This window comes from Citrobacter sp. RHBSTW-00944 (assembly GCF_013615435.1).
In the GTDB taxonomy this organism is placed as follows: domain Bacteria; phylum Pseudomonadota; class Gammaproteobacteria; order Enterobacterales; family Enterobacteriaceae; genus Citrobacter; species Citrobacter braakii.
In genome coordinates, this window is record NZ_CP055418.1 from 1,635,804 (window position 1) to 1,659,654 (window position 23,851).

The following is a 23,851-nucleotide window of genomic DNA, read 5'->3' on the forward strand; positions in this document are numbered from 1 at the left end:
GGCCCCATTCTTATGGAGGTCATGATGCTGCTGAAAAAAGACCTGAAATGGTCACCTGATGGCATTCAGGTCAGAAACATTCCTGCTGGTGAATATGAGGCTGGCACACTTCCTGACCGTGCTCTTGAGGTTGCTTCTCAGATGGGGATTCTCGACGGCACTGAACAGCCTGAAATTGAAACACCAGTTAAGCCTAAAACCAGCAATAAGCGGGGTGAGGGAAAATGAAGCCCTCTGTAAAAGAGCTTCGTTACCAGTGCCGTATCGACAGCGATGATGACACAGAAGATGTGATGTTAACGCTCTACCTCAACGCCTCTCTGAAGCATGCGGAAAAAATGACTAATTGCCGTCTTTATGATAACGCTGTTCCAGACGACGATCCTGATGGACTGGTGATAGAAGATGATATCAAACTGGCCCTGATGCTCCTGGTGTCGCACTGGTATGAAAACAGGGAACCTGTGAGCGGCGACAGCGTTAATACTATCCCGTTCGGCGTCAAATCAATTTTTGAACAGCACCGCAAAGTACCAGGCACGTAGGAGGTGATATGCAGGCAGGACGATTACGGCACAGGGTCACCATTCAGAACTTCACAACCTCCAGAACGCCTTCCGGCCAGCCGGTTGAAAAATGGGAAGATGGGAAAACCATCTCTGCTGAAGTGAAAGGAAGAAGCGGGCGGGAAATGATGGCATCTGGTGCTGAGCATGCTGAAGCAACAATAAGGGTATGGGTGAGATTTAAAAGCGGATCGAGTATTTATGCTACCTCCAGGTTGAAGGTGCTCTCTGGTCCATATAAGGGCCAAACGTTGAATGTGGTAGGGCCGCCCATACCTGACCCTAAAGGGACCCAGCTTGAAATTCTTTGCAAACAGGGGACCGAAAAATGATTGAGACGAGCCTCGATTTTTCTGGGTTAAATGACATAGCAAAAGACCTGGAGGCGCTTAGCCGCGCTGAAAACAACAAGGTTCTGCGTGATGCCACGCGCGCCGGCGCCGAAGTGCTTAAGGAAGAAGTGATCGCCCGTGCACCGGTGCGCACCGGGAAACTGAAAAAAAACGTGGTGGTGGTGACCCAAAAAAGCCGTCGCCGCGGGGAAATTTCTTCCGGCGTCCATATTCGTGGCGTTAACCCGCGCACCGGCAACAGCGATAACACGATGAAGGCGAATAACCCGAGAAACGCCTTTTACTGGCGATTCGTAGAAATGGGCACCGCGAACATGCCTGCACATCCGTTTGTGCGACCCGCTTACGATACGCGCGAGGAAGAGGCCGCCAGCGTCGCCATTGCCAGGATGAGTCAGGCTATTGATGAGGTATTGAGCAAGTGAATGAAGATAATATCTACGCCTTGCTTTCTCCCCTGGCAGAAGGACGGGTATATCCCTATGTTGCGCCATTAGGTAGTGACGGGAAACCGTCGGTCACTCCACCCTGGATTATCTTTTCCATCGTCGATGATGTTTCCGCTGACGTGATGTGTGGCCAGGCAGAGAGCAGGGTTTCCGTTCAGGTCGATGTGTATGCCACAACGATCACTGAATCACGATCTCTGAGAGATTTGGCGCTTGCTTCGCTTAAGTCGTTAAACCCTACAGAGGTGGTAAAAATCCCCGGATACGAGCCATATTATCGGCTATACCGTGCCACCCTGGATTTTAAAGTTACACCTTGATAAATCATTCACCCAACGAACCCGCTTAATGGCGGGTTTTCTTTTACCAGGAGACAGCTATGTCTGCACTTTATGAAAAATCGCAGCTGACGAAGATCCTTATTTCCTCTGCGCCAGCCACCAAAGAAACGATGGATACCGCAACCTTCCTCGATCTGAGTTGCACCATCAAAGAAATTCAGTTCACTGGTGGCCAGAAGCAGGATATCGACGTAACCACGCTTTGCTCTACCGAGCAGGAGAACATCAACGGCCTGCCTTCTCCGTCAGAAATCTCTCTGTCCGGCAACTTCTACAAAAACCCGGCGCAGGACGCCTTGCGTGAAGCGTATGACAACGATACGACCTACGCTTTCCAGGTTATCTTCCCGTCCGGCAAGGGCTTTAAGTTCCTGGCTGAAATCCGCCAGCACACCTGGTCTTCCGGTACCAACGGCGTAGTTGCGGCAACGTTCTCCCTGCGCCTGAAAGGTAAGCCTGAAAACATCGAGTCTGGCTCCTGAGAGGTCGCATGAAGAATATTAAAAATCTCGCCCTGGCTAAGATGTCGGGATTTCGTCATAAGACGGTCGCCGTTCCTGAGTGGGAGGGCGTCAAAGTGGTTCTGCGTGAGCCGTCAGGTGAAGCCTGGCTGCGCTGGCAGGAGGTGGTGAAAGCGGGTACTGATGATGAAAATGTGTCGGTATCGGAAAAGGCACACCGTAATCTTTGCGCTGACGTGGTGCTCTTCATTGACGTTCTGTGTGACACCGATAAGCAGCCGGTATTCAGCGTAGACGAAGAAGAGCAGGTGCGTGAAATCTACGGCCCCGTCCATTCACGCCTGCTCAAACAGGCGCTTGACCTGATCAACAATGCGGACGAAGCGCGGGAAAAGTCTCAACCCCCGGCGTAAAGTTTCTGATGTCGCTTGCGCTCCGGATGGGGCGCACGCTCTCAGAGCTTCGGCAGAATATGACGGCAAGCGAGCTTCTGATGTGGATTGAGTACGACAGGCAAAGTCCGGTTGGCGATATCCGTGGCGACATTCAGGCCGCCCAGCTCGTCTCTGCTATCTACGGCTCGCAGGGGGCAAAAGTACCGCTGGACGATGCGATCCTGCGATGGGGTGGCGATCAGCAATCAGAACCGAAGGACCCGTTTGCAGGGCTTGAGGCGGCGCTAACTGCTGCAACTCAGTGACATTTTGCTACATACATAATATTATCCCTCTTTAACTGGAGGGATTATGGTGAAAATTTTAATACTCATAATATTTCTGATTGCGGGTTGTACTGGTGATACAAGGAACGATATAAAGAATAATAAAAAACTTTCTTTCTCATCAAGCAGAAGTGCAGATGACGTAAGTGGTTGTATACTAGATAAACTAGATTTTTTAATACCAGAAAAACTTGTTACCAATAACTTAGTTGATGGGGAAGGTTTGGAGATTTATATTGGTGCGATTCAGTTCTCCCGCATGAAGTATTTTCATAGGGTAGAGATTAAAAAAAACAATAGTCAATCTTTAATCTCTTATCAACGTTCTGAAACTGACTTCGTACCAATTTCTGAAAAGGAAGTTTTGGAAATAATCAAAGAATGCAAATGAAATTAATTATCCCATTATGATAACCCGCCTCGGCGGGTTTTTTTTCGCCTGGAGAAATGTGATGGCAACATTACGTGAATTGATTATTAAAATTTCCGCTAACTCGCAATCATTCCAGACGGAAATTTCCCGCGCCTCACGAATGGGGCAGGATTATTACCGCACTATGCAGAATGGTGGTCGGCAGGCCGCTGCTGCTGCCAGAGAGAGCGAAAGGGCGCTCTCTGATTTGACTGCCGGATTTGCATCTGCTGGAAGGGCTGCCGCCGCAGCTACGGCAGCTTTTGCAACGGGTAAAATTGTGCAGATTGCTGATGAGTGGAACTCCGTAAACGCTCGCCTTAAACAGGCATCATCTTCTGCTGATGATTTTGCCGCTTCACAGCGTCAGTTAATGGAAATCAGCCAAAGAACCGGCACGGCATTTTCAGATAACGCAAACCTTTTTTCCCGCGCAGCAGCCTCAATGCGCGAGTACGGTTATAGCTCTGACGAAGTTCTGAAAATTACAGAAGCTGTCTCTACCGGCCTCAAACTTTCTGGGGCTAACACCCAGGAAGCGAGTTCTGTTATCACTCAATTCAGCCAGGCGCTCGCACAAGGCGTTCTTCGTGGTGAAGAATTTAATGCCGTTAACGAAGCCGGTGATCGGGTAATCCGCGCTCTGGCTGCGGGAATGGGTGTAGCCCGTAAAGACCTCAAGAGCATGGCTGACCAGGGACAGCTTACGATCGATAAGGTTGTCCCAGCTTTAATGAGCCAGTTAGGAGCATTGCAGGGCGAATTTGCCAGCATGCCACAAACGGTTTCTGGATCCCTTCAAAAAGTAACTAACTCATTCATGGCCTGGGTGGGCGGTGTAAACCAGGCAACCGGTGCTACTGATGCGTTGTCTGGCGGATTGGATAATGTTGCCCAGACGCTTGATTCTTTTACTTCATCAGCAGTGAGCGGCGCGCTTAGTGACGTTGCTGACAATATGTCAACAATTACAACAGTCGCTGGGGCGCTTGTTGGCGTGGGACTGGCACGCTACCTAAGCGGAGTTGTAACCAGTGCCACGAGTGCAACAGGTGCGCTAATTTCAGCTGCGAAATCAGAGGTTGCCCTTGCAGTCGCGCAGGATAAAGCGGCGCAGTCTGCTGTTGCGGCTTCCAGGGCTGAAGTTTATCGGGCTCAGCAAGCAGTACAGAGTTCAAGAAGTGCAGATGTTCAGGCGGCTCAGCAAGAAAAGGTCGCGGCGGCTGAAGCAAAGGTCACTGCGGCCCATACCAGACTGACTACCGCTCTTGCCAGTGGTACAGCTACGGAAAAGGTGCGAGCCAGAACAGCACTTGAACGCGCGCAGGCAGGGCTGGTAGCAGCTAAAAATGCCGACGCTCAGGCTGTCGCTGAAAGGCGTCTGGCTGCCGCTCAGGCTGCTTTAAACCGTAACATCTCAAATCGTGTTTCGACTCAAAGCAATCTCAATAGCGTAACATCTGTCGGCACTCGCCTGATGAGTGGTGCGCTTGGCCTGATTGGCGGCGTGCCGGGTCTGGTGATGCTGGGAGCAGGAGCCTGGTATGCGATGTATCAGAATCAGGAGCAGGCTCGGCGTTCGGCGCAGGAATACGCCACCACGATTGATGAAGTCAGTAAAAAGTCGAAGGCAATGTCTTTACCTGAAGCTTCAGACAATGCTGAGAAAACGCGCGCAGCATTGAATGAGCAGAACAGGCTGATAGATGAACAAAAGAGCAAGATAGAAAATCTGAAAGAGCAGATAGCTGGTTATCAGTCAGTGATCAGTAATCCCGGTCCAACGACCAGCGGTGGTTTCATGATTAACCACCTGACATCTTTGGATACCGTGAACCGTGGACTGGCTACAGCCACTGAACAGTTATCTGTTGAGCAGGAAAGGCTTGCCCAGATGCAGGAGAAATCTGCCTCTATCCAACAGGTTCTTGAAGGTCTTGAGCATCGGCGTGTGACGCTAATTCGGGAGGAGGCAGCGAATCAGAACCGGGCTTATCAATCACTTCTGTTGATGAATGGGCAGCACGATGAACTTAATCGATTACTCGGCCTGGGTAACCAACTCCTTATGGCGCGTCAGGGGCTGGCTAACGTCCCGCTCAGACTTCCGCAGGCCGATCTCGACAAAAAGCAAACCGATGCCCTCGAAAAGAGCCGCCGGGATCTGGAGTTGTCACGCCTGAAGGGTGAAGCAAAAGAGCGCCTGCGACTGAGTTATGCAGCCGATGACCTGGGGTTAACCAGTGATCCGCAATTCCAGACAGGCCGTCAGGAGTTGATTAATAACGGTCTTGCTGAATGGCGGAATAATGAGGCCAACAAACCTAAGGCGAAGGGTGGTAAAACCGAAGGCGAGAAAACCGAGGATGTGTATAAGCGCCTTATCAAGCAGCAAAAAGAGCAGATTGCTCTGCAAGGCCAGAATACTGAACTGGCGAAGGTTAAATACCAGGTCAGCCAGGGCGAACTTGCTTCTCTGACAGAAGCCCAGAAAAAGACGGTATTGCAGAATGCTGCGCTGATTGACCAGGTTAAATTACGTGAGCAACTGCGAAATTACGAAGCCAACCTTGCTGACAGTAACGCCAGCGCCCGCGCAGCCAATGAAGCGCAACTGCTGGGCTACGGGCAGGGCTCCAGGTTCCGTGAAAGACTTCAGGAGCAGTTCAATCTGCGTAAGGAGTTCGAGCAAAAGAATACCGATCTTCTCCGCCAGCGTCAGGCTGGTGAAATCGACGAGACGTTCTATCAGCAGGGACTGGCACTTAATAAGCGCTATCTCGATGAGCGCCTGCGCGACCAGGAGGGATATTACGCAGCTTCTGATGCGCAGCGTGACGACTGGATGACGGGACTGTCTGAGGGTTATGCGAACTGGGTGGACGAAGCTACTGATTATTCTTCCATGGCCGCTGACGGCATGAAGCAGGCCATGGGTGGCGCGGTCACCACGATCACCGACATGCTCAATGGCAACGTTGACAGCTGGAAGGACTGGGGCGTCAGCGTACTGAAGATTATCCAGAACGTCCTGGTGAATATGGCTGTTGCTAATGGCGTTAGCTCAATTGGTTCACTGTTCAGTTTTGGTGCCTCGTCAGCCGCTACCGCCAGCAGCGGTACCGCTATTCAGAATGCTGGCGCGAACTTTACCTTTAATGCGAAGGGTAATGTTTACGACTCTCCGTCCCTGAGCGCTTACAGCAATGGCGTTTTTCAGACGCCTCAGCTGTTTGCTTTTGCCAAAGGTGCAGGGGTTTTTGCCGAAGCTGGTCCGGAAGCCATTATGCCGCTTACGCGCGCCGCTGATGGTTCGCTGGGCGTTCGGGCAGTTGGTACTCCGCAGGTCTCCGGCGGTGTGCCTTCAGTTAACTTCGGCGATATCAATATTCAGGGTGGATCACCACAGGCAGCAAGTCAGGGAACCGCCGGCGCCGCTGGCAGACAACTGAAAGATGCCATCACTGGTGTCATTAACGAACAGGCCAGCATGCCGGGCTCGCCTCTGTGGCGATTAATCAAGGGAGTTTAACCATGGCAGTCGAAACCTTCAGCTGGTGCCCAAAGGTTGCCTCTCAGGTTGATACAAGTTTTCGTACCCGAAAGGCGCAGTTTGGCGATGGCTATACACAGGTGGCCGGGGACGGCATCAACCCGGTAACACCTCAGTGGAGCGTGAGCTTTACCGGCGACGAGGCTTACATTCAGGCCATTAAAAACTTTCTGAACAGACATACAGGGTGGAAGTCATTTATCTGGAAGCCGCCGCTTGAGCCTTCAGGTTTATGGCGCGCGGAATCCTTCCAGATATCTACCCACGGCAACAAAAAATACACCCTCAGCAGCACATTCATACAGGCATACCATCCATGAGTATTTCATCTGATGTCCAGAAACTGGAGCCGGGTAAGCGCGTCCGCCTGATCGAGGTGGACGGCTCAGCGTTCGGTGCGGGTATTCTTCGCTTTCACAACGAGACAATCCCGCATACCGAGGCGGAAATCATCGCCGCAGGCGGCGACGAGTCAAAACTTGAGCCGAAGTCGGTGTGGTGGCAGGGGCAGGAGTATGGCGCGTGGCCGTATGAACTGACCGGCATATCTGTCAGCAGTGACGGCCAGAGTTCACGGCCGTCACTCACTGTTGCAAACATCAGCGGTACGATTGGCGCGCTGTGCCGCAGGTTTCAGGGGATGGCTAAAGCAAAGGTGATCATCCATGACACCTTCGCTCACTATCTGGACGCAAGAAATTTTCCTGGCGGGAACCCGACTGCGAATCCCAACGAGGAGCGCAAACAGGTTTATTACATCGACCGTAAATCAGGGTCAGACGATGAAACCGTAGAGTTTGAGCTTTCCAGTCCAGCCGATCTGCGCGGGCAACTCATTCCGACCCGGCAAATTCAGCCAATGTGCACGTGGTGCATGCGGGGCTGGTACAAAACCGGGAACGGCTGCACCTACGCCGGGCAAAACGGCTGGTTCGATAAAGACGGCAATCGGGTGGACGATCCTTCACAGGATGTTTGCTCCGGATTGCTGTCAACGGGCTGTAAACCTCGCTTCGGAGAGAATGAACAGCTGGATTATGGCGGGTTCCCCGGCGCTTCACTTCTGAGAGGATAATCATGCGCGACAAAACAGTTAGCGCCATTCTGGTGCATGCCGCCGCATCCTTCCCCGAGGAGTGCTGTGGCGTGGTTATTCAGAAGGGGCGGGTGGAGAAATACATCCCCTGCAAAAATAATGCTGAGTCGCCGACTGAGCAATTTGAACTTAATCCTGAGGATTATGCGGCCGCCGAGGAGCAGGGCACTGTGGTGGCGATCGTCCACAGCCATCCCGGCGACGGGGCAACAACTCAGCCGAGCGAGCTCGACATGCTGATGTGTGATGCCACGGAACTGCCCTGGATTATTGCATCGTGGCCGGAGGGCGACATTCGCACCGTCATGCCTCGCGGAGACCGTCCCCTCACAGGGCGCCAGTTTGTACTCGGGTATGCAGACTGCTGGTCTCTCATCATGGACTATTTCCGCATCGAGCACGGCATTGAACTGCCCAACTACAGCGTAGATCGCCACTGGTGGGAGCAGGGTGAAAACCTCTATATGGATAACTGGCAGGAATGCGGTTTCCGTGAGTACGACGGTCCCGCTCAGCCAGGTGACATGGTTATCATGCAGGTTCAGTCCACCGTCCCGAACCATGCCGGGATTTTGCTTGATGGCAACATGCTACTGCATCATATGTATGGCCAGCTAAGCCAGCGTATTCCCTACGGTGGCTATTACCGTGACCGTACCATCAAAATTCTGCGTTATAAGGATTTGATGTAATGGAAAGAAAAACCGTTATCAAACTCAGCGGCTCAATGGCTCAGCGATTTGGCAGGACGCATCGCCGCGCACTAACGTCTGCCAGCGAAGTGTTCAGGGCGCTTTCTAACACCATTGACGGCTTTGATGCTTATCTGCGTGAAGCTCGGGCAAAGGGACTGGATTTTGTTATTTTCCGGGATCGTCGCAATATCGGGCACGAAGAGTTTGAACTCCTGGGACCGGGTGATGAGTTAAGAATAATCCCTGTGATAAGGGGTAGTAAAAGAGCTGGAGTTTTCCAGGCGTTGCTCGGAACGGCTCTGGTCGCTGCTGCCATATGGATGCCGGGAGTTAGTATCGCAGCAAGTAACATCATGTTTCCCGTTGGTGCCGCAATGGCCGTTGGTGGTGTAGTGCAAATGCTCTCTCCTCAGGTTTCAGGCCTGCGAATGCGTCAGGAACCTGATAACAAACCCTCCTATGCGTTTGGTGGGCCAGTTAACACAACAGCATCTGGCAATCCCGTCCCCCTGCTTTATGGGCAACGCGAAATTGGCGGCGCAATTATATCCGCCGGGGTTTATGCAGAAGATCAGCAATAAACCAAACCACGTACTATAAGCCACCTGACGGTGGCTTTTTTTATGGACGCGATATGACGACGACAATCATCAAAGGCCGCGGTAAAGGTGGCAGCAATCAGACCAGAACGCCCGTGGAAGCACCGGACAGCATTCAGTCCATTGCGAGGGCAAAGGTGCTGATTGCTCTTGGAGAGGGTGAGTTCGCTGGCGGACTTGATGGTAAAAACATTTTTCTTGGTGACTCTTCTTCATACACGCCCCTTCAGAACGCCGACGGAAGTTATAACTTCAATAATGTAAAATATGAGTTCCGTTCCGGTACTCAGGACCAGGACTACATTCAGGGCTTCCCCGGCATTGAAAACGAGATTCAGGTTTCATACGAGCTGAAACAGGCCGTGCCGTACGTTCGCGCGGTATCCAACACGCAGCTCTCTGCGCTGCGAATTCGCCTGGGATGGCCAACTCTTTTACTCCAGAAAAACAACGGCGATAAAGTCGGCACCCGCGTTGAGTATGCTATCGATCTGTCGGTCGATGGTGGGCCGTATGAAACGGTGATTAACGGTGCTGTTGATGACAAAACCACGTCGCTTTATGAGCGCAGCCACCGCGTCAATCTTCCAAAAGCCTCGACTGGATGGCAGTTGCGGGTTCGCAGAATCACGCCGGATTCCACGAGCGTGAATGTCGTGGACATCATGCGCGTTGTGGCCGTTACTGAAATTATTGACGCCAAACTTCGCTACGTTAACACAGCTCTGCTGTATGTAGAGTTTGACGCAAAGCAGTTCCCCAATGGCATTCCTCAGGTTGTGTGCAATCCGAAAGGGCGAATCATCCGTGTACCTGACACGTATGATCCTGAAACCCGTACTTACTCTGGTACATGGGAGGGCGTATTTAAATGGGCATGGACGGATAATCCAGCCTGGATATATTACGACATCATCCTGAACGAGCGTTTCGGGCTGGGTCAAAGAATCGACGCGACTCAGATAGACAAATGGGAGCTATATCGCATCGCTCAGTATTGCGATCAGCCGGTACCAGACGGCAGGGGCGGCAGCGGGACGGAGCCTCGCTTTCGTTGTAACGTTTATATTCAGGACCGTAATGACGCCTGGACCGTACTTCGTGATCTGGCGGGTATATTTCGCGGCATGGCGTACTGGGGCGACAACAAGATGTATGTCCTCGCCGATATGCCCCGCGATGTGTGGCACATCTATAACCACTCCAGTGTTGTTGAAGGAAAATTTACCTTTGCAGACCCGAGTGAAACCACCCGAAATACCGCCGCGCTAGTGAACTGGTCAGATCCAGCTAACCACTATAAGGACACGCCTGAGCCAGTTTACGATAACGATCTGGCCATGCGCTTCGATTATCGTCAGCTTGAAATGACCGCAATCGGCTGCACAAGGCAGTCAGAGGCAAACCGGCGCGGGCGCTGGGCGCTGCTTACTAACGGTATCGGCGAGGTGGTGACCTTCAGCACGGGCATGGATGTCCCCCCTGTCGGGGAGGTGATCGGCGTGGCTGCCAACGAGCTGGCCGGAAGAACCATTGGCGGCAGAGTGAGTGCGGTTAACGGTCGCAACATAACTCTCGATCGCGCTGCTGATGTGAAAGCGGGGAACAGGCTGTTTTTGAATCTGCCATCAGGCATAGCTCAGGCCAGAACCGTTCAGGCCGTTAACGGAAACACAGTCACTGTAACCACATCCTACAGCGAAACGCCTGAGGCTGAATGTAACTGGGGTGTTGATTCTGACGATCTGTTTATTGCGCTTTTTCGTGTTACGGGAACGCGGGATAACAATGATGGCACTTTCGAAGTCACCGGAACGACATACAACCCTGACATCTATCCTGCCGTTGACACCGGAGCAAGACTGGACGAGCGTCCTATCAGTGTCATTCCTCCGGGTGTTCAGACTCCTCCAGGAAATATTGTCGTAGACAGTTACTCTACGGTTAACCAGAACATTGCGATTACCACTATGCGCGTCGCTTGGGATGCTGTTCAGGGTGCAGTTGCGTACGAGGCGGAATGGCGGCGTGACAGCGGAAACTGGGTAACCGTGCCCCGAACGTCTTCTCTCGGCTTTGAAGTGCAGGGTATCTACTCGGGTCGCTATCTGGTCCGCGTTAGGGCGGTGAACACCAGCGACGTTTCATCAGTCTGGGCGATATCATCAGAAGTAAATCTTACAGGCAAGGTGGGAAATCCACCGAAACCTGTCGGCTTTGCGACAACTCCGATCAACTGGGGGATTCGCCTGAACTGGGGATTCCCGGCTAACACCGGGGACACGCTGAAAACGGAAATTCAGTACACCGCGAACAGTGATTTCTCGAATCCTCTGTTGCTGTCGGATGTGCCTTATCCGTCTGCCGAATACACCCAACTGGGTTTAAAAGCGGGGCAGGAATTCTGGTACCGCGCGCAACTGGTAGACAGAACGGGTAATGAATCAGGCTGGACCGACTGGGTTCGTGGAGAATCTAATGCGAATGCTGACGACTACCTGGGCGATATTGCAGATGACTTTCTCACATCTGCCGACGGTGACCGCCTGACAGGCGACATTGATACCAACCTCGAAGCCGCATTGCAGAATGCGCTGGCCAACCATGGAACAGTTGAGCACCAGTGGGCGCAGTACGGTGAAGTACGTGCGGATATTCTGGTGGTCAAAACGACCATTGCACAGGTCGATAAGGCCATGGCTGAAATGTCCACGCAGGTGCAGGCGCAGTTCAATGATGTGACTGCCGCGCTGGAAGATAAGCTCACCGCCGTGGTTGATGCGACCGGGGCATCTGCAATTTACACCCTTAAAACCGGAGTTCGAATAAACGGTGTGATGTATAACGCCGGGATGTCGATCGCGGTGCTGGCGGAAGCGGGTAAGCCGGTAGTCACCCGCGTCGGATTTAACGCTAATCAGTTCGTCCTGATGAGTGGTAGTGGCAACACGCAATATTCACCGTTTGCGGTGGTCAATGGTCAGGTATTTATCAGCGATGCGTTTATTCAGGATGGCAGCATTACCAATGCCAAAATTGGTAATTTTATCCAGTCGAATAACTTCGTTGCGGGTTCAGCAGGCTGGCGCATTGATAAAAATGGAAACGCTGAATTACATGGCAAACTTTACGCTGACAGTGGCCAGTTTGCATTTAATGGCACCAATAACACTGTCGTCATCAACGGGAATGGGCTGACGGTCAATTTGTCCGGTGGTGGTCGGGTTGTAGTCGGGAGGTGGTGATATGCCGGAGGGGATATTAATCGACTATAACGATGGACGTCCGGTGATGGCAATTACTGCGGGGCTGCGAGCCCCGAGTTTTTGTACATCGTTCTCGGGCTGGTCATCCCAGTTCATGCAGTATCCGGTCAATACGCCACTTGTTGCAGGTTCACAGGTTATCGTGGTGCCAACCAACCCCATTTACATCTATTCCTATGCTGAATTTGATGTGGCCATTATGACCGGCGTCACCCGCAACGGTAATTCCGGGGTAATCATCGGGGCTGAGACAATCGGAGGGAAAAGCATTGTCCCCGACTGGTCAGGCTACGTTATGGAGCTGCTCCCTGCGGCGACGTATAACGAAGGATTACTGGTTTCAAACTCGACTGACTTCACCGCCATATCTAATCAGGCTGCGCTGATGACCTGCGCCTGGTCGGGACGCATTATGGTTAACGGCAGCGCGCCGCTTCCGGTCAGCGGTATTCCTTTTGGCAAATGGGATAACCCGAATGTGTCGGTGGGGTTTGACGGCGGCAGTATCATCGTGCGCGACATTTCCTACACAGGGCGGGATGACGTGGCCGGCACGGCGACGATTGACCTGGTGATATTCAATCAGACCGCACCTGTCGGTGGCGACGGTATCACGATGACCAACGCCGCAGGCCAGGTGACATTCTCCACGCTGAAACGCCCCTTTGTATATGACCGACAAATCCAGATCACCGATGCCTTCCAGGATATAGGCGGCGGGTTCTGCCAGATAGTCTATACCGGCGTGCAGGTGCGTATGAGTGGTGGATGGGGAAATATCAGAACCAAAGGCGTGGTCATGTCTGGCGGCAGCGTCAGGTCAGCCTACAACAAAGTGTTTGCAAACCGTAATTCCGGTTCATGGGATATGACCCGAAACAGAAATATCGCCATGCCCATTCTTATTATTCCTAACATGTACTGAGGAAAAACTATGTCAGCAGGAACCTTAACCCTGACGAATAACTCTGCTGCGGTCGCTGGCAGCGGGACCGCGTTTACCACCGAGGTGGCGGCCGGAGATTTTATTGTTGTTACGGTCGGTGGTGTTCCCTATACGCTTCCGGTTAAGTCCGTGGAAAGTGGTACAGCGTTGATGCTGGTCAGCAATTACACCGGGCCAACCCAATCTGGCGCGGCCTGGTCAGCTGTTCCTCGTATTGCGCTGAATATGGTTACCGCGGCGCTGGTGGCTCAAAGCGCGGAGGCACTGCGCGGACTGAACTACGACAAACAGAACTGGCAACTGTTATTCTCTGCGAACGGCAATATTACTGTCAGGCTTCCTGACAATTCGGAGTTTACCGGACCATCATGGAAAAGCATTATTGAGCAGGTCAATAATGCGTTGTTGAAAAGCCAGGCCCTGGCCGATCTGCCTGATAAAAATGCGGCCCGCGATAATCTCACTTTGGGAAACTCTCAGGATGTTACATTCGGTAGTGTTCTTGGCTCCCGTGGCGTCAATTCGGTGGCGGGTGGGTCAGGTACAGGCGTCAAAAGCACTGAAGGCGTCAAGAAGGATATTTTACTGACGTCGAATAACGTTGATGGTGAACAGGGCTGGATGATGAACCAGTTGCAGGGATGGATGGGGAATTCGTTCTACCAGTTTGGCGGGATACGAGGCGCGGGAAATTATCTTGATGCCATTGCTTTAATCGCAAGTAGTTTTGGCTCAGGTGCAGTCACATACCGTTTCAACTTTCTTTCTGGTTATGGCGGAGTTGTACAATCACCACGCGGTTTTTGGGGTTCGTGCCAACATGGGGGCTGGGGGGATGTTGACGGCCCCTGGACCACACCTTACTGGTCGTCCATTATTGGTGGAAACGATGAGGGTTGGGCACCAATTGTTTCTGGGGGGTCTTCATCAACAGGAGGATATAGCACCCGATTGTCGCTTGGTATCATTGCCACGGGGGCCAACTCTTGGCCCCACGGAGTCTTACATTTTATGGGCGATGCCAGATTTCACAGGATGTTCAGATTCAATCCTCAGTCTGGTGATATCACTACTGATGTATGGAACGAATCCGGGTCAGGCTGGCAGGGATCGTTCGTGTTCGCCAAGAATGCGACGTCAGACCGCGATCTCAAAGAAGATATTCAATATCGGGACGGGAAAGACAGTTTCGACCGTGTCATGCAGTGGTTGCCGACCATGTTTAAGTATAAGGGGTCGGATACACAGCGTTTTGGCCTTATTGCCCAGGATCTGACTAAAGTTGATCCGCAGTACGTAAAGATAGTGCCTGGTGGACCTGTTTTTGAGGACGTTGTTGGTGTGGATGAGTCCGGTAACGAATATGTTGACCATCAGATTGAGGTTGGTCTCAAAGACGATACCCTTGCCCTTGATAATAATGTCATTATGGCCGATATGGCCTGCGCTATGGTTTATATGGGCAGAGCGATGAAGGAACAGATGTCTGAACTCAATTCCCTGAAGAATGTGATTGAGACGCTGAAAGGTAGCCAGCAAAATTGACGGTTGCCGCAACCACGCCGTATGCAAGAGCATGATTGCGGCCGACTGGCGAACGTTCGATAGTGCGAGTATTGAATGATTGCCAGTCACGGCGGATTGTACTTAAGTAATATGACGGTTCAAGGCGTTTAATCTGAAACCAGCCACATATCAGCCTCTTCAAACATTTCCTGAACAGTACGGCTTATCTGTTCCTTTTCATGCTTGCTGGCGTCAGTGTTGATCGCCGGCAATGTCATCATCGGTTTTACCCGGACATCAGCATCCGGAAAAATCCGGTGAACCCTCTTACTCAATTCGCCCAGAATGATATCTTTTGCACCAGGCAGACCATCAAAATTCCTTTTGTCATAAACGAGTTCCACGAACATTGATTATTACTCCTTTACTGGATGGATATACAGTATTTATACTGTGTTTTTACCCGGTATTCAAGAGAGGGCATAAACATGGGCTTTCCTTCACCTGCGGCAGATTATGTTGAAACACGAATCTCCCTCGATCAGCAACTAATCAGCCAGCCCGCAGCGACTTATTTCATGCGGGCATCGCGTTCACATTTCAGGGAAGGAATACTCCAGGGGGCGTTGCTTGTTGTGGATGCATCACTTACTGCCTGCGATGGTTCACTGCTGATATGCGCAATCGACGGGGAATTCAGGATCAAGCGATATCGGACTCATCCTCAGCCGCACCTGGTTAATCTGGATAACGGGAGAAGGGAAGCGCTGCCAGCAGATGATGATGGTTACAGTTCTGCACCCGCTGTATTTGGAGTGATCACGTACATCATTAATGATGCCAGGAATGCGGAGTTTGATGACTGCCCGGTGATGTAACGATTTTAGAGAGCCAAGGAACGGCTTCAAAATGTGTGTACATATTTGAGTACATAAAGATAAAATAAATTGCAAATAAACTCTTATTATTTAGTTATTTACAATTTTATATAACTATATCCATTTAACTAAGGGGACGAAGCGGCACGAGTATAGCGTTTTTTACTCACAACGGTAAGCCTCAGGCCGCCCAACTGCTCAAACCGTCACCATTCAAGCCTGTTTTTTCTGGTTTTTCTGCTTTTGCTCATCCCGCCTGGCTTGTAACCTGGCTTCTTCTTTGCGTTTATTGCTCATATCATTGCGGATCTGCGCGTGGCTCATCAGCGCGAAGATAAACGTCCCGCCACAGATATTCCCGGCGAGCGTAGGGAGAGCAAAGGGCCAGAAGAAATCACTCCAGTGCAGCGTACCATTAAAGACCAAGTAGAGAATTTCCACCGAACCGACGACGATGTGCGTGGTATCGCCCAGCGCAATCAGCCAGGTCATCAGAATAATAACCACAATCTTTGCCGCCCCGGCGGCGGGAAACATCCATACCATTGTGGCAATTAACCAGCCGGAAATGATGGCGTTGGAAAACATCTCCGTTGGCGTGTTTTTCATCACATCCATGCCGATTTTGACAAAAGCATCGCGGGTTTCTTCATCAAAAATCGGCATATGCTCAAACGCCCATGCCGCAACCCCGGTGCCAATAATATTACCTAGCAGAACCACACTCCACAGGCGCATCAGCAGGCCAAAATTGCCGAGCGTAGGGTTTTGCATTACCGGCAGGACGGCGGTGACGGTATTTTCGGTAAACAGTTGCTGGCGGGCCATAATGACAATTATAAAGCCGAAGGTATAACCGAGGTTCTCCAGCAAAAATCCCCCAGGCGCACCTTCCAGTTGCACATGAAAAATTCCTTTAGCCAGTAGCGAGGCGCCCATCGACAGTCCCGCAGCGATGGCTGACCACAGTAGCGCCATCGCGTCGCGCTCCATTTCTTTCTCCCCATCCTGGCGGATATGTTCATGGATCGCCATGGCGCGGGAGGGGAGTCTGTCCTCATCGACCTCAATCTTTTTACCCTCTAGCTTTTCGTCACTGTCGACCTGAAGTTCGTCGCTGTGCCGATCAATCTTTTCGTTCTCAATGTCATTCATAGCCGAATCCTGAATTAGCACGTATTGCTAAAGCGTAGCGGCTTTTGCCCGAAAATCAGCGGGAGAAAGTCTGAGATAGCAAAAATGGTAACGTTTGTTTTTATTGGGGTAGCTAGAATAGAGCCGCCGCGGAGTACGCATTACCAGGCTATGATCAAATCAGTAACACAGGGTATATAGACATCATTTGACGTGCTGTTACAATCGCTCACATCTAAACAGGCGGATACGTCATCGTTCCGTCATGGATGGCAATCAGCGATAGCCATAATACACAGGGAGACACTTATGAAGCTTCGCCTGTCGGCGCTTGCGCTGGGAACCACACTTTTGGTGGGGTGTGCGAGCTCTGGTACTGAACAGCAGGGGCGTTCGGACCCATTCGAAGGGTTCAACCGCACCATGTACAACTTCAACTTTAATGTTTTAGATCCATACGTTGTTCGACCGGTGGCAGTTGCCTGGCGTGATTATGTCCCGCAGCCGGCGCGTAACGGTTTGAGCAATTTTACCGGCAACCTTGAAGAGCCGGCCGTTATGGTCAACTACTTCCTGCAAGGCGACCCCTATCAGGGTATGGTGCACTTCACCCGTTTCTTCCTGAACACCCTGTTAGGTATGGGCGGATTTATCGACGTGGCGGGTATGGCTAATCCGAAGTTACAGCGCGTTGAACCACACCGTTTTGGTAGTACGTTAGGCCACTATGACGTTGGTTATGGACCGTATATGCAGCTTCCATTCTACGGCAGCTTCACGCTGCGTGATGATGGCGGCGACATGGTGGATACGCTGTATCCGGTACTGTCCTGGCTGACCTGGCCGTTGTCGATAGGTAAATGGACGGTTGAAGGGATTGAAACCCGCGCGCAACTGCTTGATTCCGACGGTCTGCTGCGTCAATCTTCCGACCCTTACATCATGGTGCGAGAAGCTTACTTCCAGCGTCATGACTTTATTGCGAACGGTGGGAAACTCAAACCAGAAGAAAACCCGAACGCGAAAGATATTCAGGACGATTTAAAAGAGATCGATTCTGAGTAAGGAAGGATGAAAATAAAAAGGTGAGCTAAAAAGCTCACCTTTTTTATATCTGAAGAAAATCAGAATGCGTAGTTGAAGTTGGTACCGAACAGCCAGGCTTTACCTTCAGAATCGAAAGTATACGGGCCTTCTTTGACGGTCACTTTCTGGCCGTGCATATAAGAAACGCCTACGTCAATGGACGCGTCATCATTGAAGGCGTAAGTGGTACCCGCACTCAGCCACAGACGGTCCTGGTCCGGAATGGAGATGGAACGCTTGCTCGCAGGAACCGGGCTATCGTCATAGGCGATACCGGTACGGAAGGTCCAGCTTTTATCCATGTAATAAGTCGTACCCAGCGCGATGCGGTAAGAATCTTTGAAGCCTTCTTCTTTATAGAACAGCGTCTGCCCGTTGGTGCCGGTTGCTTTCAGTTCCTGGAACTGACTCCAACTGGTGTAAGCCATGCTGTAGTGAATAGCCCACTGTGGTGCAACGCGGTTGTAACCCGACAGTTCCCACATTTCCGGCAGGTTAAGCGTCAGAGAACCTGGGACGGTGGCGTTGGTGGTTCCCCAAGGGAACGCCGTGCCTGCGCCAGGTAACGCGTTGGCCTGGGTGCGGATGCCGCTCTTGTAATCGCCATCGAAGTCGATTTTGACTTCAGAACGATACGTTAAACCGTAGCGGTTATTTTTATCCAGCTCGTACAAAATACCAGCGTTCCAGCCGTAACCCCATTCGTCACCTTTCAGGCTGGCAATTTTCTGGCTGACTTTTGGCAATGCAGCAGTTTGTTCACCGGAATAACGCTCAATTTTTGCATCGGCATAGACGGCATTAAAACCAACGCCAAAGCTCCAGCTATCATTCAGACGGTAGGCACCGCTCAGGTTCAGGTTGACCGTTTTAAGATCAGTCTTCCCGCCGTATTCGCCGACGATGTAGTTATCGTTAAATTCGGTTGCCAGGCCATAGTTTGACGTGACAGAAGCCCCCCAACCAAACTGTTCGTTGATCGGCATCACGAAGTGAGCATTGGGAACCCACGCCGTAGGCGCGATGTTGTCCGCATCGGTGCTGCGACCGGTGTATGGTGATTTACCGGAAATATTCACGTCTGGATCGATATACACCGCACCCGCTGAAAAAGTAGGGCGGTCAAACATCATAATCAGCGCCGGGTTACGACTGGCGTTACCTGCATCATCTGCAATAGCGCCTTCACCCGAATATGCCCGGCCAAGGCCAGAGGAAGAAAATTCGTTTAACTGAAAGCCTGCAGACCAGGCCTGTGTGGAGATAATTGCCACTGCGACTGCGAGAGCAGACTTTGTAAACAGGGTTTTCTGGCTCATGACCATAACCTCATTGATTTATTTTTATACAAACAATGTTACATACCGTAACAGGAGCGCGAAGTGTAGGGTCTGAGGTACAACTTAGAAATCAGACCAGTGCCGAGAGTATAGGTCTGACCAGCTGAAATGTTGCAAGTATGTTTATAAATATTTTCAATTCTGATCTCGGAAACGCGATCCAGCTGGCAAAATTGCGGGTATGCACACTCACCTGTTTGGGTGATTTTTGTTTTAGATCATTTTTAAGTGTGATTTCGGTCACTTATCCCATTTCATACAATTAACGACTGGAGAGGCGAATAAGGGGAGCGTAAAATATCCCCATCGTTTATCTGGCACCACAGGTGCGAATACAGAGGAAATCTACAATGAGTAAATGCAGTGCTGATGAAACCCCGGTTTGCTGCTGTATGGATGTTGGCACCATCATGGACAACTCCGATTGCACCGCGTCATACAGCCGTGTGTTCGCGAATCGTGCAGAGGCAGAAGAAACGCTGGCCGCTCTGACTGAGAAGGCGCGTGGCGTGGAATCTGAGCCTTGCCAAATCACCTCGACCTTTACTGAAGAGTCTGAAGGTGTGCGTCTGGATATCGACTTTGTTTTTGCCTGTGAAGCTGAAACGCTGATCTTCCAACTGGGTCTGCGTTAATCCCTTCTTTAAAAGCCCTTGTTACCCGGTAGCAAGGGCTTTTTCGTCACTGTCAGTGATTATTCACTGTGTCTTAGCTCCCACTTTCTTTTCTCCCTGCTTGGCTAAATGTAAAAAATTGGTTAAGACTGTGATCAGGTCAGACCACTTATTTTTATTTTTTACAGGGGAGTGTTATGAGTCAGGCTTTACCGCTGGTTACCCGCCAGGGCGATCGCATCGCCATCGTAAGCGGATTGCGTACGCCATTTGCCCGCCAGGCAACCGCGTTTCATGGCATTCCCGCCGTAGATTTGGGGAAAATGGTCGTTGGCGAGCTGCTGGCGCGCAGCGAAATTTCTGCTGATGTGATTGAGCAACTGGTCTTTGGCCAGGTGGTGCAAATGCCCGAAGCCCCAAATATTGCTCGTGAAATCGTGCTGGGAACCGGGATGAATGTGCACACCGATGCCTACAGCGTAAGCCGAGCCTGCGCCACCAGTTTCCAGGCGGTGGCGAATGTCGCGGAAAGCCTGATGGCGGGGACTATTCGCGCAGGAATTGCCGGCGGTGCGGACTCCTCGTCAGTTCTGCCTATTGGCGTTAGCAAAAAGTTGGCGCGGGTGCTGGTGGATGTCAATAAGGCCCGGACCACCGGTCAGCGTCTTAAACTTTTCTCCCGACTGCGCTTACGTGACCTGATGCCCGTACCGCCAGCCGTCGCCGAGTATTCCACCGGTTTACGCATGGGGGATACGGCCGAGCAAATGGCCAAAACTTATGGGATTACGCGAGAGCAACAGGATGCCCTGGCGCACCGTTCTCATCAGCGCGCCGCTCAGGCGTGGTCTGAAGGAAAACTGGCAGATGAGGTGATGACCACCTACGCGCCACCTTTCAAAGATCCTTTTTCAGAAGATAACAATATTCGCGGCAACTCTACGCTGGCCGATTACGCCAAACTGCGTCCGGCCTTTGACCGAAAGCACGGCACCGTTACCGCGGCGAACAGTACCCCGCTAACGGACGGCGCAGCCGCCGTGATTATGATGACGGAATCGCGTGCGAAAGAGTTGGGGCTGGTGCCGCTGGGATACCTGCGTAGTTTTGCCTTTACCGCCATCGATGTCTGGCAGGACATGCTGTTGGGGCCGGCGTGGTCAACGCCGCTTGCCCTGGAGAGAGCGGGTCTGACCATGGCTGATTTAACCCTGATCGATATGCATGAAGCATTTGCCGCACAAACGCTGGCGAATCTTCAACTGCTGGGTAGCGAACGTTTTGCCCGCGAAGTGCTGGGCAGGGCGCATGCCACGGGCGAGGTCGATGACAGTAAATTTAACGTGCTGGGCGGATCGATTGCCTATGGACACCCCTTCGCCGCCACCGGTGCTCGCATGATCACCCAAACTCTCCATGAGTTACGACGTCGTGGTGGTGGTTTTGGTTTAGTGACAGCCTGTGCAGCAGGTGGTCTGGGTGCGGCAATGGTTCTGGAGGCGGAATAATGGAAATGACATCGGCTTTTACACTAAACGTACGTCTGGATAACGTCGCTGTTGTCACCATTGATGTGCCCGGAGAGAAAATGAATACCCTGAAGGCGGAATTTGCCTCCCAGGTTCGGGTCATTCTGAAACAAATTCGCGATAACAAAGCATTACGCGGCGTGGTGTTCATTTCGGCGAAACCCGATAATTTCATTGCCGGGGCGGATATCAACATGATTGGTCGCTGTCGCAGCGCGCAGGAAGCTGAAACGCTGGCACGCCAGGGGCAGCAGATTATGGCGGAAATAAACGCCTTGCCGATCCCCGTTATCGCCGCAATTCATGGCGCCTGTCTCGGCGGTGGCCTTGAGATGGCGCTGGCGTGCCACAATCGTATTTGTACCGATGATGCTAAAACCGTACTGGGTTTACCGGAAGTGCAGCTTGGTCTGCTGCCCGGCTCTGGCGGTACCCAGCGGTTGCCCCGTCTGATTGGCGTCAGTACCGCGCTGGATATGATCCTCACCGGAAAACAACTACGCGCAAAACAGGCGCTGAAAGTGGGTTTAGTGGATGAAGTTGTACCGCATACCATTTTGCTGGAAGCGGCCGTAGAACTGGCCAAAAAGGACAGTCCCGCACACCGAACTCTGCCGGTGCGAGAGCGTGTGCTAGCGGGGCCGCTGGGGCGGGCGCTGTTATTCCGCATGGCCAGTAAAAAGACGGCGCAAAAAACGCAGGGCAACTACCCTGCAACAGAACGTATCCTTGAGGTCATCGAAACCGGCCTGGCGCAAGGCAGCAGCAGCGGTTACGACGCCGAAGCCCGCGCGTTTGGCGAACTGGCGATGACATCTCAGTCTCAGGCGCTGCGGCACATCTTTTTTGCCAACACCGATGTGAAAAAGGATCCCGGAAGTGATGTGAAGCCCGGCCCGCTAAACAGTGTAGGCATTTTGGGCGGCGGTCTGATGGGGGGCGGTATTGCCTATGTGACGGCCTGTAAAGGCGGCTTGCCAGTGCGTATCAAAGATATAAATGCCAAGGGAATCAACCACGCGCTGAAGTACAGCTGGGATCAGCTTGAAACGAAGGTTCGCCGCCGTCATATCAAAGCCAGCGAGCGTGATAAACAGCTGGCGCTGATTTCGGGATCAACCGATTACCGTGGCTTCGCTCATCGCGACCTGGTTATTGAAGCCGTATTTGAAGATCTGGCGTTAAAACAACAGATGGTGGCAGAAGTTGAGCAAAATTGCGCATCTCATACCATTTTTGCCTCTAACACCTCATCTTTGCCAATTGGCGATATTGCGGCGAACGCTGCCAGGCCTCAACAAGTAATTGGTTTGCACTTCTTTAGCCCGGTGGAAAAAATGCCGCTGGTCGAGGTTATCCCGCATGCCACGACCTCTGAGCAGACAATTGCCACAACCGTTAAACTGGCGAAAAAGCAGGGCAAAACTCCGATAGTGGTCAGAGATAAGGCCGGATTTTATGTTAACCGCATTTTAGCACCATACATTAACGAAGCTATTCGTATGCTGACCGAAGGCGAGCGGGTTGAAGCCATTGACGCCGCGCTGGTTAAGTTTGGTTTTCCGGTCGGGCCAATCCAACTTTTGGATGAGGTCGGAATTGATACGGGCACTAAAATTATACCAGTGCTTGAGGCTGCATATGGAGAACGTTTTAGCGCGCCTGCAAATGTTGTTGCTTCAATTTTGAATGACGATCGCAAAGGTAGAAAAAATGGTCGGGGTTTCTATCTTTATGGAGCGAAAGGGCGTAAAAGCAAAAAACAGGTCGACCCTGCAATTTATACGCTTATTGGCGTCCAGGGTCAGGGCCGACTCACCGCCGCGCAGATAGCCGAGCGGAGCGTCATGTTAATGCTCAATGAAGCAGCACGCTGTTTTGATGAGAAGATTATCCGCAGCGCGCGTGATGGCGATATCGGCGCTGTATTTGGTATTGGTTTTCCGCCCTTCCTCGGCGGCCCGTTCCGGTATATGGATTCGCTCGGCGCGGGTGAAGTGGTTGCTGCTCTGCAACGACTGACCACGCAATACGGCTCGCGGTTTATGCCGTGTGAGCAGTTATTGCAGATGGCGGAACGTGGTGAAAGATTCTGGAGTAATGAGGAAACTGACCTGAATTCATGAGGTCAAAGGTAGGATGAATCCGCACTGAATGTATGGGTCGCGCTCAAAATGTAAACAGAGATTGACTATACTTACGCCGTTGAGGTAAAAAACAGCGTTTCATTCGGTGAATGGATAAGGCACAATGCCGGCCACCACATCGTTACCACGGTCAATAGGGGCTGTGGATAAAGGTGTCGG

Annotated in this window: 24 protein-coding genes and 1 pseudogene; 22 read left to right on the forward strand and 3 right to left on the reverse strand. The window is 51.8% G+C overall.

Annotation, left to right across the window (positions count from 1 at the left end; all coding sequences use genetic code 11):
- The first annotated feature begins 21 nt into the window (after positions 1 to 21).
- From HV334_RS07725 to HV334_RS07805, 17 genes and pseudogenes are all read left to right on the forward strand, one after another.
- Positions 22 to 228 carry a hypothetical protein gene (locus HV334_RS07725; protein ID WP_064351955.1) on the forward strand — a complete coding sequence of 69 codons (207 nt, stop codon included), beginning with the start codon at positions 22 to 24 and terminating at the stop codon, positions 226 to 228.
- Positions 225 to 545, forward strand: coding sequence for a head-tail connector protein (locus HV334_RS07730; protein ID WP_044701266.1), 321 nt, complete (start codon positions 225 to 227; stop codon positions 543 to 545). Before HV334_RS07725 ends, HV334_RS07730 begins: the two co-directional genes overlap by 4 nt.
- Positions 546 to 553: 8 nt before the next feature.
- Positions 554 to 898 carry a phage head closure protein gene (locus HV334_RS07735; RefSeq protein WP_044701262.1) on the forward strand — a complete coding sequence of 115 codons (345 nt, stop codon included), beginning with the start codon at positions 554 to 556 and terminating at the stop codon, positions 896 to 898.
- Positions 895 to 1,344, forward strand: a complete 450-nt coding sequence (locus HV334_RS07740; protein WP_032665934.1) for an HK97-gp10 family putative phage morphogenesis protein — start codon at positions 895 to 897, stop codon at positions 1,342 to 1,344. The genes HV334_RS07735 and HV334_RS07740 overlap by 4 nt, the downstream gene beginning before the upstream one ends.
- Positions 1,341 to 1,688, forward strand: a complete 348-nt coding sequence (locus tag HV334_RS07745) for a DUF3168 domain-containing protein (RefSeq protein ID WP_032665935.1) — start codon at positions 1,341 to 1,343, stop codon at positions 1,686 to 1,688. Before HV334_RS07740 ends, HV334_RS07745 begins: the two co-directional genes overlap by 4 nt.
- A gap of 59 nt (positions 1,689 to 1,747) precedes the next feature.
- Positions 1,748 to 2,167, forward strand: a pseudogene (locus tag HV334_RS07750) (phage tail tube protein); the annotation flags it as partial.
- A 32-nt stretch (positions 2,168 to 2,199) separates the two neighbouring features.
- A complete protein-coding gene (locus HV334_RS07755) occupies positions 2,200 to 2,583 on the forward strand; it encodes a phage tail assembly chaperone (RefSeq protein WP_023330763.1) in 384 nt (127 codons plus the stop codon).
- 8 nt (positions 2,584 to 2,591) lie between these two features.
- Positions 2,592 to 2,870, forward strand: coding sequence for a DUF4035 domain-containing protein (locus HV334_RS07760; RefSeq protein ID WP_131445346.1), 279 nt, complete (start codon positions 2,592 to 2,594; stop codon positions 2,868 to 2,870).
- A gap of 46 nt (positions 2,871 to 2,916) precedes the next feature.
- A complete protein-coding gene (locus tag HV334_RS07765; RefSeq protein WP_058647333.1) occupies positions 2,917 to 3,282 on the forward strand; it encodes a hypothetical protein in 366 nt (121 codons plus the stop codon).
- Positions 3,283 to 3,343: 61 nt separating this feature from the next.
- Positions 3,344 to 6,835 (forward strand): phage tail tape measure protein, encoded by a 3,492-nt coding sequence (locus tag HV334_RS07770; RefSeq protein ID WP_131445348.1) that lies wholly within the window; start codon positions 3,344 to 3,346, stop codon positions 6,833 to 6,835.
- Between the two features lie 2 nt (positions 6,836 to 6,837).
- Positions 6,838 to 7,176, forward strand: a complete 339-nt coding sequence (locus HV334_RS07775) for a phage tail protein (RefSeq protein WP_022648882.1) — start codon at positions 6,838 to 6,840, stop codon at positions 7,174 to 7,176.
- Positions 7,173 to 7,931, forward strand: coding sequence for a phage minor tail protein L (locus HV334_RS07780; RefSeq protein ID WP_016240208.1), 759 nt, complete (start codon positions 7,173 to 7,175; stop codon positions 7,929 to 7,931). Before HV334_RS07775 ends, HV334_RS07780 begins: the two co-directional genes overlap by 4 nt.
- Positions 7,932 to 7,933: 2 nt before the next feature.
- On the forward strand, positions 7,934 to 8,644 hold the full coding sequence (locus HV334_RS07785; protein WP_088731917.1) for a C40 family peptidase: 711 nt from the start codon (positions 7,934 to 7,936) through the stop codon (positions 8,642 to 8,644).
- Positions 8,644 to 9,228, forward strand: a complete 585-nt coding sequence (locus HV334_RS07790; RefSeq protein ID WP_044701244.1) for a tail assembly protein — start codon at positions 8,644 to 8,646, stop codon at positions 9,226 to 9,228. The genes HV334_RS07785 and HV334_RS07790 overlap by 1 nt, the downstream gene beginning before the upstream one ends.
- Before the next feature lie 53 nt (positions 9,229 to 9,281).
- Positions 9,282 to 12,491: a host specificity protein J gene (locus tag HV334_RS07795; RefSeq protein WP_181221376.1), complete on the forward strand. Its 3,210-nt coding sequence runs from the start codon at positions 9,282 to 9,284 to the stop codon at positions 12,489 to 12,491.
- A gap of 1 nt (position 12,492) precedes the next feature.
- Positions 12,493 to 13,437, forward strand: coding sequence for a DUF6453 family protein (locus HV334_RS07800; RefSeq protein WP_181221377.1), 945 nt, complete (start codon positions 12,493 to 12,495; stop codon positions 13,435 to 13,437).
- A 9-nt stretch (positions 13,438 to 13,446) separates the two neighbouring features.
- Entirely contained in the window at positions 13,447 to 15,003 is a 1,557-nt protein-coding gene (locus HV334_RS07805; protein WP_181221378.1) for a tail fiber domain-containing protein, read from the forward strand.
- A gap of 128 nt (positions 15,004 to 15,131) precedes the next feature.
- Here the strand turns inward: HV334_RS07805 and HV334_RS07810 are convergent, their stop codons facing one another.
- Positions 15,132 to 15,374: a DinI family protein gene (locus tag HV334_RS07810; protein ID WP_038642073.1), complete on the reverse strand. Its 243-nt coding sequence runs from the start codon at positions 15,372 to 15,374 to the stop codon at positions 15,132 to 15,134.
- A 21-nt stretch (positions 15,375 to 15,395) separates the two neighbouring features.
- Here HV334_RS07810 and HV334_RS07815 point away from each other — a divergent pair, with 21 nt between their 5' ends.
- Complete coding sequence (locus HV334_RS07815; RefSeq protein ID WP_249415062.1) at positions 15,396 to 15,842, forward strand: S24 family peptidase; 447 nt, start codon at positions 15,396 to 15,398, stop codon at positions 15,840 to 15,842.
- Between the two features lie 213 nt (positions 15,843 to 16,055).
- Here the strand turns inward: HV334_RS07815 and HV334_RS07820 are convergent, their stop codons facing one another.
- A complete protein-coding gene (locus tag HV334_RS07820; RefSeq protein WP_181221380.1) occupies positions 16,056 to 16,997 on the reverse strand; it encodes a formate/nitrite transporter family protein in 942 nt (313 codons plus the stop codon).
- Between the two features lie 288 nt (positions 16,998 to 17,285).
- Between HV334_RS07820 and mlaA the strand changes: the two genes are divergently transcribed.
- Complete coding sequence (mlaA, locus tag HV334_RS07825; RefSeq protein WP_003028190.1) at positions 17,286 to 18,041, forward strand: phospholipid-binding lipoprotein MlaA; 756 nt, start codon at positions 17,286 to 17,288, stop codon at positions 18,039 to 18,041.
- 59 nt (positions 18,042 to 18,100) lie between these two features.
- Here mlaA and fadL read toward each other — a convergent pair whose 3' ends face one another.
- The gene (gene fadL / locus HV334_RS07830; RefSeq protein WP_016157062.1) at positions 18,101 to 19,381 is read right to left on the reverse strand and encodes a long-chain fatty acid transporter FadL; all 1,281 of its coding nucleotides are present in this window, start codon (positions 19,379 to 19,381) and stop codon (positions 18,101 to 18,103) included.
- Between the two features lie 371 nt (positions 19,382 to 19,752).
- Between fadL and HV334_RS07835 the strand changes: the two genes are divergently transcribed.
- The 3 genes from HV334_RS07835 to fadJ all read left to right on the forward strand — a co-directional run bounded on the left by HV334_RS07835 (position 19,753) and on the right by fadJ (position 23,671).
- Positions 19,753 to 20,037: a YfcZ/YiiS family protein gene (locus HV334_RS07835; RefSeq protein WP_003834838.1), complete on the forward strand. Its 285-nt coding sequence runs from the start codon at positions 19,753 to 19,755 to the stop codon at positions 20,035 to 20,037.
- A gap of 176 nt (positions 20,038 to 20,213) precedes the next feature.
- Positions 20,214 to 21,524 (forward strand): acetyl-CoA C-acyltransferase FadI, encoded by a 1,311-nt coding sequence (gene fadI / locus HV334_RS07840; protein WP_016153879.1) that lies wholly within the window; start codon positions 20,214 to 20,216, stop codon positions 21,522 to 21,524.
- Positions 21,524 to 23,671, forward strand: coding sequence for a fatty acid oxidation complex subunit alpha FadJ (fadJ, locus tag HV334_RS07845; RefSeq protein WP_181221381.1), 2,148 nt, complete (start codon positions 21,524 to 21,526; stop codon positions 23,669 to 23,671). Before fadI ends, fadJ begins: the two co-directional genes overlap by 1 nt.
- Positions 23,672 to 23,851: the final 180 nt, after the last annotated feature.